Origin of the sequence: Streptomyces sp. NPDC093089, from assembly GCF_044754405.1 — a bacterium.
In the GTDB taxonomy this organism is placed as follows: Bacteria; Actinomycetota; Actinomycetes; order Streptomycetales; family Streptomycetaceae; genus Streptomyces.
In genome coordinates this window covers 214,952-224,428 of sequence record NZ_JBIVPA010000015.1, presented here as the reverse complement: position 1 = coordinate 224,428, position 9,477 = coordinate 214,952, and the positions used below count along the sequence as shown (strand labels likewise).

7 protein-coding genes are annotated in these 9,477 nt (G+C 71.3%); 2 read left to right on the top strand and 5 right to left on the bottom strand.

The window, feature by feature from the left end; all coding sequences use genetic code 11:
• Positions 1 to 148: 148 nt before the first annotated feature.
• From cs1 to ACIQFX_RS31540, 5 genes are read right to left on the bottom strand one after another with little or no spacing between them, the layout of a single operon-like run.
• Positions 149 to 1,126, bottom strand: a complete 978-nt coding sequence (gene cs1 / locus ACIQFX_RS31560; RefSeq protein WP_402470271.1) for a clavaminate synthase Cs1 — start codon at positions 1,124 to 1,126, stop codon at positions 149 to 151.
• 2 nt (positions 1,127 to 1,128) lie between these two features.
• Entirely contained in the window at positions 1,129 to 2,031 is a 903-nt protein-coding gene (gene speB / locus ACIQFX_RS31555; protein ID WP_402470337.1) for an agmatinase, read from the bottom strand.
• 53 nt (positions 2,032 to 2,084) lie between these two features.
• On the bottom strand, positions 2,085 to 3,368 hold the full coding sequence (locus ACIQFX_RS31550) for an ATP-grasp domain-containing protein (protein WP_402470270.1): 1,284 nt from the start codon (positions 3,366 to 3,368) through the stop codon (positions 2,085 to 2,087).
• On the bottom strand, positions 3,365 to 4,888 hold the full coding sequence (locus ACIQFX_RS31545; RefSeq protein ID WP_402470269.1) for an asparagine synthase-related protein: 1,524 nt from the start codon (positions 4,886 to 4,888) through the stop codon (positions 3,365 to 3,367). Before ACIQFX_RS31545 ends, ACIQFX_RS31550 begins: the two co-directional genes overlap by 4 nt.
• Before the next feature lies 1 nt (position 4,889).
• Positions 4,890 to 6,611, bottom strand: coding sequence for a thiamine pyrophosphate-binding protein (locus ACIQFX_RS31540; RefSeq protein ID WP_402470268.1), 1,722 nt, complete (start codon positions 6,609 to 6,611; stop codon positions 4,890 to 4,892).
• Between the two features lie 144 nt (positions 6,612 to 6,755).
• Here ACIQFX_RS31540 and ACIQFX_RS31535 point away from each other — a divergent pair, with 144 nt between their 5' ends.
• Both ACIQFX_RS31535 and ACIQFX_RS31530 read left to right on the top strand, forming a co-directional pair.
• Positions 6,756 to 7,838: a GNAT family N-acetyltransferase gene (locus ACIQFX_RS31535; protein WP_402470266.1), complete on the top strand. Its 1,083-nt coding sequence runs from the start codon at positions 6,756 to 6,758 to the stop codon at positions 7,836 to 7,838.
• Entirely contained in the window at positions 7,838 to 9,466 is a 1,629-nt protein-coding gene (locus ACIQFX_RS31530; protein ID WP_402470264.1) for an ABC transporter substrate-binding protein, read from the top strand. The genes ACIQFX_RS31535 and ACIQFX_RS31530 overlap by 1 nt, the downstream gene beginning before the upstream one ends.
• Positions 9,467 to 9,477: the final 11 nt, after the last annotated feature.

The window sequence follows — 9,477 nt, the reverse complement described above, 5'->3', positions numbered from 1 at the left end:
CGGGGGAGTGGTGCCTCGCCCCGTGCGTCCCCGCGCGGCGGAACGGGGGTTTGCGGGGCCTGCAGCGCGGTTTGCTTCTCCCGGGGCCCGGGGGCGGGGGGGGGGGGGGGGCCCGCCCCCCCGGGCCCGCGACGGCCTCGCGGTGCGCCTACCGGCGCGGGGTGAAGGTGATGACGTCGCCGGCGCGCTCGCCGCCCGTGGGGAGCTGGCCGTGGGAGTTGGTGCGGATGTACACCCGGTGCAGCCAGCGGTCCTTGCCGTCCCAGCGGGGCGAGAACGGCGTACGCGCGTGCGTGGTGCGGAAGTTGTCGATGATCAGGAGGTCGCCCGGGGTGAGGAAGACTCCCTCGGTCACCTCGTCGAGCGCCTGGGACAGCTTCGCCACGGCTTCGGCGTCCGGGCCGTCGTGGGGCTTGAGCAGCTCACGGTCGTAGCCCAGGAGCGGGTCGTCCTGGGGGCCGTACAGCGGCTTCACCTTGGCGATGGCCCCGGGGTCGGGGATCCCGCCGCGGAACGCCACGTCGACCTCGCACGGCTGCTTCTCCTCGTACAGCCGGTCGATCGTCTCCTCGTCGAGGAGCCGGACGGCCTTGCGTATCGAGCCCACCAGCGTCTGGGCCTTGCGCTCGTGGTCGGCCCTGGAGCACGCCAGGAGAACGTAGTTGGGCTGCAGCGTGTGGTAGGCCATCTCGGTGTGGAACTCCAAGAGGGTCTCGCTGGTCTCCGACGACAGGTGGTGCGCGCCCGGCGAGGGGTACACGTCGTGGTAGACCGTTCCGGAACGCAGCTCCGCGTAACCGGTGTGCAGACCCAGGCGGCGGCCGACGATCGCGAGGAAGGCCTCCATGTTGAGGCGGTCCCGGTCGACCGGCGCCGGCGTGCTCGTCGGGGTCGTGGGCAGCTCGTCGTCCGGCTCGACCGGAAGCCCCCGGATCAGCAGGTAGCCGTCCTCGTTGCCGACCTGGTTGAAGGCGTCGAGCGTGTCGCTGATCTCGTACGGCAGTTGCTGCGCGAGCTTGTGCGCCGCGTCGAGGAACCCGTACAGGTCCTCACGGGGCACGGCGGGGAGCTGCGACACGAGCGACAGCAGCAGTTCCCGGTGCTCGGTGGCGTCGAGAATGGCCATTCCTACCTCTCCTCTTCCCTCTTCTTCGTCTGGTGCGCGCGGGCGTACTGGAAGAGCAGCTCCGCACCGACCTCGGTGGCCAGGAGGCTGGTGATCCCCGCGTGGTCGTACACGGGCGACACCTCCATCACGTCGAATCCGACCGGATTCAGCTCGCCGACCGTGCGCAGCAGGGCGAGCACCTCCCGACTGGTGGGGCCGCCAGGGGCCGGAGTGCCCGTGCCCGGGGCGAACGCGGGGTCGAAGACGTCGATGTCCACCGAGACGTACACCGGGCGGTCCCCGACCCGCTCCTTGATCAGATCCGCGGTGGCCTTCACGCCCATGTCGCCGAACTCGTCCGCGGTGACGATGCGCACCCCGTGACCGCGCGCGTAGTCGAGGCTGTCGGGCTTCGGGTTGTGCCCGCGGATGCCGAGCTGGATCATGGCGTCCGCCTGGACGAGCCCTTCCTCGATGCCGTGCCGGAACGGCGTCCCGTGGTGGAACTCCCCGCCGATCATGGCGGGGTTGGTGTCCGAGTGGGCGTCCAGGTGGAGGACGGCCACCGGGCCGTGCCGGCCGTGCACGGCGCGCAGCGCGGACAGCGTGAGCGAGTGGTCGCCGCCGAGCATCAGGAAGGCGGCGTTGTCCGCGAGCAGTGCGGACAGGTGCTCCTGGGCCGTCCGGATGGCGATGTGCTGGTTGAACGGCGTCAGGTCGATGTCGCCGCCGTCGACCACCTTGATCAGGTCGAAGACGCCGGGTCCGCGGTCGATGCCGACGCCGTGGATGAGTCCGGACTCGGTGCGGATCTGCTGGGGGCCGAACCGCGCACCGGGACGGTAGCTGGTGCCGCCGTCGTAGGGGGCCCCGATGACCACGACGTCGGCGCCCCGGGGCGCCGGGTCGTGCGGAAGCCGCATGAAGGTGGGGATCTGCGCGTACCGCGGCGAGACGCTCGAGTTGATCTGACCGCTCACGGGGCCGTCCTTCGGGTGTGGATGTGGATGCGTGCCGCCGCGCTCCGCGCCTTGTCCAGCGCTTCCTCGGCGGTGGCGCCGTGGGCGTAGACGAAGCCGACGGAGGCCGAGTTGTCCAGCCGCTCTGCGACGAGGTCGCCCGGCTCGTGGTGCAGGCGCACCGACACGCCGAGCCGTTCCGCCTCGTCCAGGCCGTCGATGCGGGTGAACTCGCCGCTCTCGTCCGGGAACAGCACCACCACGGCGGCACCGCCCGCCACCCCCTGGCCGGGCCGTCCGTCCGGAGCGTGCTCCGCACCGAGGGCGAGCAGCTTCGCGTCCAGATGGGGGTTGGTCCCGCAGACGTCGGTGACCATCGTGGAGATCATGTGGGCCGGCAGCCGCGGGTTCACCTCGACGACGCGTGGACCGTCCTCGGTGATCATCACCTCGGTGTGGGCCGGTCCCTGCCGGTACGAGATCGCCCGCAGGGTGCGGTCCACGCAGGACCGGATCCCCTCCCAGACCTCGGCTTCGAGCGCCAGCGGGAAGGAGTGGGCCTCCTCCAGCATGGTCTCCTTGTGCAGGTACTTGGAGGTCGCGCCGAAGAAGTGGGTGACTCCGTCCACGGTCATCGACTCGACGCTGACCTCGGTGCCCTGGACGAACTCCTCGACGAGCACGTACCCGGGGCGCGGCTGCCCCCTCAGGGACTGCCGGATGACCGACAGCTCCCGCCACGCCTCGACCGCCTCCGCGCGGGTCGCGCACTTGCGGACGCCGTACGAGATGGCCTCGGACGGGGGTTTCGCGATCAGGGGCAGCCCGACGTGGGCGATCGCCTCGTCCAGTTCCTCGGCACAGGTCACCAGCCGCCACCGCACGTTGGCCGGGTCCCCGTCCAACGCGGCCCGCAGCAGGTGCTTGTGGTTGGCCGCGCGGACCGCGGCCAGTCCCTGGGAGGGCAGGCCCAGGGACTCGGCCGCCCGTGCGGTCACCTCCGTGTGGTAGTCGGAGAACGACAGGATCCCGTCCACCAGGGGCTTCCCGCCGTCGTCGGTGAGGGCGTCGACGACGGCGCGCCAGTCGTGCGTGTCGACGTGCAGCACGCGGTCGACGCGGCCGAGCGGGTGCTCGGACAGCGGTCGCCCGCCGCCCGTGTACCACTCCTCGCCCTGCACCAGCAGCCACACCTCGCAGCCGAAGTCCCGCGCGCGGTGGATGCCGGAGTAGAACGCGTCGTGCAGCATCGACTCGACGACGGCGAGCCGTCTGCCCCGGAAGAGCTCGTACGCGGTCACCGTCTGCCCTCGGCCAGGATCGCCCCGATGATCTCCTCGACCGCGATGTCGTCCGGGTGCACGCGGCCGACCACGGTCAGGTCGAACAGCTGCTGGACGACCCGCGCCTTGACGGCCGGGACGTCGTCCTCCGCCACGCCGGCCTCACGGACCAGCAGGGAGAAGGAGGCGGTCGTCCCGGAGCCCTCGTGCACGCCGAGCTTGGGGCGGTTGACGGTCTCGGCGGGCAGCAGGTCGGACATCGCGGCGCGCAGCACCCACTTGTCCCGCCCGTACCTGCGTTTCAGACCGGCCTCCAGCACCGTCAGCAGCTCCAGCACCTCGCGGTCCCAGTAGGGATGGGTGGACCAGTGGCCGGCCACCGTCGAGAGCACCGGGCTCATCTCGTTGAGCCCGTCGAAGGTGTCCATGTCGAAGGCCACCGCGGTGTCCAGGTTCGGCAGCCGGTCCTCCCGGTGCATGCCGCCCAGGGGGATGTCGGCCCCGTACCCGGTGAGGATCCTCCGCGCCGGCCCGTCGATGCGGCGGTACAGCGCGGTCAGCGGCAGCAGGTACTCGATGACCTCGGGGTCGAACGACTCCGCCGCGTGGACGGTGTGCGGCAGCAGGGCCAGCAGCTCCCCGGAACCGACGGTGAGCTCCCGGTGCCGCGAGTCCAGGTGCTCCGCCACCACGCGGGCCTGGGGGAACTCGTCGGAGACGTCCGTGCCCATCGACAGGGTGTCGATCCCCGCCGCGGCCGCGCCGGCGGACAGCGCGGCCACCGCGGAGGAGTCGATTCCGCCGGACAGGACCACGAGCGGCCTGCCGCCGGCGGGAAGGCGACGGACCACGGCCTTCTCCAACGCCGCGCGGACGTTGTCGAGAGCCTCGCTCTCCGTCACCAGGCGGCGGTGCACCGGAGGGGTCCAGGTGCGCTGCACCGTCACCTCGCCGGTGTCCACGCGGATGTCGAGCACCGACCCGGCGGGAACCTGGTGGACTCCCGGGAGCTTCCGGATGCGGCGCGTCCCGGGGACCGGGGCGCCGCGGATCGCCCCACCGGCCTCCGCCAGCGCCTTCACCTCGGTGGCGGCCAGCACGTGCCCCGGTTCGGGGCGTACGTACAGCGGCACCGATCCCGCGTGGTCCGTGGCGGCGTAGACGTGTGTGCCCGCCACGAGCAGCGCGGCGTACCGGCCGTTGATCAACCGGAACGCGTGGGGCCCGTACTTCTCGAACAGGCCGGAGACCACTTCGGCGTCCGAGGCTTTCGAGGGCGAGCCGAGGACGTCGTCGATCTCGTCACGGTTGTAGATCTCCCCGGCGAACAGCACCAGGGTGTCCCCGTCGGAGGCGTGCGCAGTGCGCGCGACCCCGTCGGGCCGGACCAGGACGGCGTCCACGGTCTGCGTGCGCAGCCGCTCGGACAGCGGGGTGTGGTGGCCCCGCGTGGTGAACTCTGCCGCGGGGATCTTGCCCCCGCCGGTGTGGGCGGAGGCAAGGAAGCCGAAGGCGGCGGGAAGGTCGGTCTGGGCCATGTCAGATCTTCAGTGCTCCGAAGCCGCCGGCGGTGAACTCGTAGTTCACCGGAACCTCGATCAGGTACGGGCGACCCAGCTCGACGCCCTTGCGCAGCGCGGCGAGCAGCTCCTCGCGCGTGGTCGCCCGGGCACCCTCGACGCCGTTGGCCTGGGCGAGCTGCACGAAGTCCACACCGGTGAACTTGATCGCCGGGTCGTGGCTGCGGTGGTGGCCGATGTTCTGGTAGAGCTCGATGAGGCCGTTGGTGTCGTTGTTGACGACGACGGTCACGATCGGCAGGTTGAGCCGGGCGATGGTCTCCAGGTCGGCGCTGTTGGAGTGGAAGCCGCCGTCGCCGGCGATCAGGAACGTCGGCTGGCCGGGGCGCGCCATCTGGGCGCCGATGGCCGCCGGGATGCCGTAGCCGAAGCTGGAGCAGCCCGCCGAGGTCAGGAACCCGTACGGCTGGTCGGCGCGGGCGAACAGCACGCCGTAGTGCCGGAAGAAGCCGATGTCGGAGACGATCGTTCCCTCGGCCTCCTCGGCGGTCTCGCCCATGACGGTGTTCATGCAGTCGATCACCTGGTGGACGCGCATGCCGTCGTCGTACGACTCGGGGTCGGACAGCAGCTCGCCGATCCGCTCGCGCACGGCCGCGATCTCGTGCCGGTCCTTCGCCTCCACGTCCGCGGTGCCGTTGTCCAGGTACTCGACGAAGGCGAGGACGTCGGTGACCACGTCGACCGTGGGCCGGTAGATCCGCGGAACCGGGTTGGCGGTCGGGGACACCCGGACGGTCTGCTTCGCCCCGCCCCGCTCCCACATCGAGGGACGCAGGTCCTCGGCGTAGTCGTAGCCCAGGGTGAGGATGACGTCGGCCGGGCCGAACAGGGACTCAAGCGCCGGGAACGACAGGATTCCGTCCATGTAGCCGGTGACGGCGCCGTAGTTCAGCTCGTGGCCGTGCGGGAGCACGCCCTTGGCGATGTACGTGGTGATCACGGGGATGTTCAGGCGCTCGGCGAGGGCCCGGATCAGCGGGACCGCGCCGGCGCGGATCGCCGCGGCGCCCACGACGAACACCGGGTTGCTCGCCTCGCGCACCAGGGCGACGGCCTGCTCCGCGCGCTGCTCCCAACCGGGCTGGATCGCGGTGATCGGCTTCTCGGGGGTGAGCGCGGGACCGTGGTCCTTGTCGAGGTCGATGCCCTCGGAGGAGCCCAGCAGGTCCACCGGGAGGCTGATGAAGGAGGGGCCGACGGGCTCCGTCATCGCGGCCGAGACGGCCGAGTCGACGAGGTCGGTGATCTCGTGCGGGCGCTCCAGCTCGACGGCGTACTTCGAGATCGGCTCGGCGATCTTGACCAGGTCGAGGCACTGGTGCGTGTCGTTCGGGAAGATGTCGTGCGACTCGGACTGCGCCGCCATCGCGATGACCGGGGAGCGGTCGAGGGCGCTGGTCGCCATGCCGGTCGCCAGGTTGGTCATGCCGGGGCCCAGTGTGGCCCAGCACGCCTGCGGGCGGCCGGTGATGCGGGCCAGCACGTCGGCGGCGACCCCCGCGGTGAACTCGTGGCGGGTCAGGACGAACTCGATGCCGTCCTGCTCGTCGAACAGGATCGAGGCGGCTTCACGGCCGACGACGCCGAAGACCTTCTCGACTCCGTGCTCGCGCAGGCGCTTGAGCAGGGCGTGCGCGGTGGTCGGCTGCTCACTGGGGCCGGTGGATACACGGGACATGAAACGGGTCTCCTGTTCATGGGGTGACGTTGAATCAGGCCAAACCCTCCGGCGGTGTGCTCTCGTCCCGCTCTCAAGTGGCTATCAAGGAACAGGGACCCGATGAAGAGTGGACTGAGACCGTCCCCGCCCAGGATCTGCCGCGTGACCAGTGGAGTTGTGATCAACCGATGGCAGACGCCCGAGGACGCGCGCGACGCCGGCTGGAGCGCGCTCGTCGGTGGTGAGGACTTCTTCCTCAGCCCCGACTGGATGCGCGTCCTGCAGGATTCCGCCGGGGCGTGGATGCGCTACCTCACCGCGCGGACCGACCACGGCGTGCTCGCCGCCCTGCCGATGGTCCTGGCCACGCGTGAGTCCCCGTGGTCGCTGGGCCGAACCGACCTGCTGGTACGGCACTGCGCCGAGGAGCGGATGGACGGCGCCGCGGAGGTCCTCGCCGGACTCGGCGACATGGACCGCCTGATGCCGTCGATGATGTGCGGCGGCCGGCACCTGGGCCGGACCCGCCTGATGCTGCACCCCGACGCCGGCACGGACACGGCGCACCGGATCCTGGAGGAGGCCGAGCGCGTCGCCGCCGGCGAAGGATGCCGGTCGATCTGCCTCCCGTACGTCGACGCGTCCGACCGCCTCCAGCGCGAGGTGCTCCACGACCGCGGCTACATCTCCCACCTGTCCGGGCAGTTCGCCTCCCTCACCCTGCCCGGCGAGGGGTTCATGGACTACGCCATGGCCCTCCCCGCCCGGCGCTCGCGCCGGGTCCGCTCCGAGCGGCGCCACATCGAGGCCTCGGACGTGAAGATCACCCTCGCCCCCCTGGACCCCGCGGACATCCCGCGGCTCGCCCTCCTGGAAACCCAGCTGTTCGCCAAGTACGGCATGTCGAGCTGGGACCCGAAGCGCTCCGAGGCCGTCCTGGAGGCCGCCGCGGAACGCCTCGGCGACCGCGCACTCGTCTCCAGGGCCGAACTCGACGGAAGCGTCGTGGGCTTCGGCCTGGTCCTCTCCCACGGCGACACCTGGTTCGCCCACCGCGCCGGCTTCGACTACGGGGCGGTCGGCAAACTCCCGCTGTACTACGAGCTGCTCTACTACACGCTCGCCGACCACGCCCCGCGACACGGCGTCAGAACGGTCCACTACGGCATCGGCTCCACGGACGCGAAGGTGTCCCGCGGATGCTCCCTGTCCGCCCAGTACCTGTACGTGAAGGAGATCGGCTGATGTCCGGCTGGAACGGCGCCGTCAAGAGCGTGGCGAACCCCGGTGGCAAGCCCGGCGGACGCCTGGCCATGGTGGCCTCGGCCGACGTCGACTCGCTCGATCCGGCCCGCACCTACTACGTGTGGTCGTGGCTGCTGCAGCGGACCATGCACCGCACCCTCATGGCCTTCGGCACCGACCCGGTCACCCCCACCGCGGTGCCGGACCTGGCGAGCGGTCCCGGCGAGGTGTCGGACGCCGGCCTGACGTGGACCTACCGGATACGCGACGGCGTCAGGTTCGAGACCGGTGAGGTGATCCGCGCCCGGGACATCGCCCACGCGGTGGAACGGATCTTCGCGCAGGACGCGCTCCCCGGCGGGCCCACGTACCTCCTCGACCTCCTCGACCACGGCGACTACCGGGGTCCGTACGGCGGGCAGCGCTGCCGGGCCGTCGAGTGCCCGGACGACGCGACCCTCCGCTTCCGCCTCAAACGGCCGTTCGCGGACTTCGACTTCGTGATGGCGCAGCCCAACACGGCACCCGTCCCGGCGCACCGCGACACCCGCGAGGACTACGAGAAGGCGCCGGTGTGCTCCGGGCCGTACCGCATCGAGAGCTACCGCCCCGGACGCTCCCTCCACCTCGTCCGCAACCCGATGTGGGACCGCGCGACCGATCCCCTCCGCCCCGCCCTGCCGGACGACATGACCGTCACCTTCGGAGTGGACGTCGACGAGCTGGACCGGCGCCTCATCGCCGGCGAGTTCCACATCGACGTCGAGGGCCGCGGCATCCAGCACTCCGCACGCGACGTGATCCTGGCGGATCCCGCCCTGCGGGCCCGGTCCGACAACCCCGCCACCGGTTTCCTCCAGTACATCACCGTGCAGACGTGCGTGCCCCCGTTCGACGACGTCCACGCGCGACGCGCCGTGTTCTACGCCGCGAACAAGGCCGCCCTCCTGGAGGCGCGCGGCGGCGACGGGGTGGGCGGGTCGCTCGCCACCAGCCTGATCCCTCCCACACTGCCCTCCCACACCGGCCACGACCGGTACCCCAGCGGCACGGACCTCACCGGCGACCTGAAGGCCGCCCGCGCCGAACTGGAGGCCGCGGGGCTCCCCGACGGCTTCGAGACCCGGATCGCCACCCAGCCGGGCAAGTTCGAACTCGTCGCCCGGACCCTCGCGGAATCCGTCGCCCGGATCGGCATCCGCGCGCACGTCGAAGTCCTCGACACCGCCTCGTACTACCGCTCCGGCCTGGGCCACCCCGACACCGTGCGCACCCTCGGCCTCGGCCTCGGGGTGACCGACTGGGGCGCCGACTACCCCACCGAGTACGGCTTCCTGGCCCCGCTGATCGACGGCCGGCAGATCAAGCACGGCGGCGGCAACTTCAACTTCGCCGAGCTCGACGACCCGCTCGTCCGGCGCCTCGTCGACGAAGCCCAGGCCCTCACCGACCCAGCCGCCCGGCGCCTGCTCTGGCAGCGGGTCGAGGAGACGGTCATGGAGCGGGCCGTCATCCTTCCGATCGCCCACGACCGCACGCTGCACTACCGGCATCCCGACGTCACCGACGTGTACGTGCACCCCGCGTTCGGGCTGTACGACGTCCAGGCCATGGGGCTGTCCCAGTGAGGTCCCCCCTC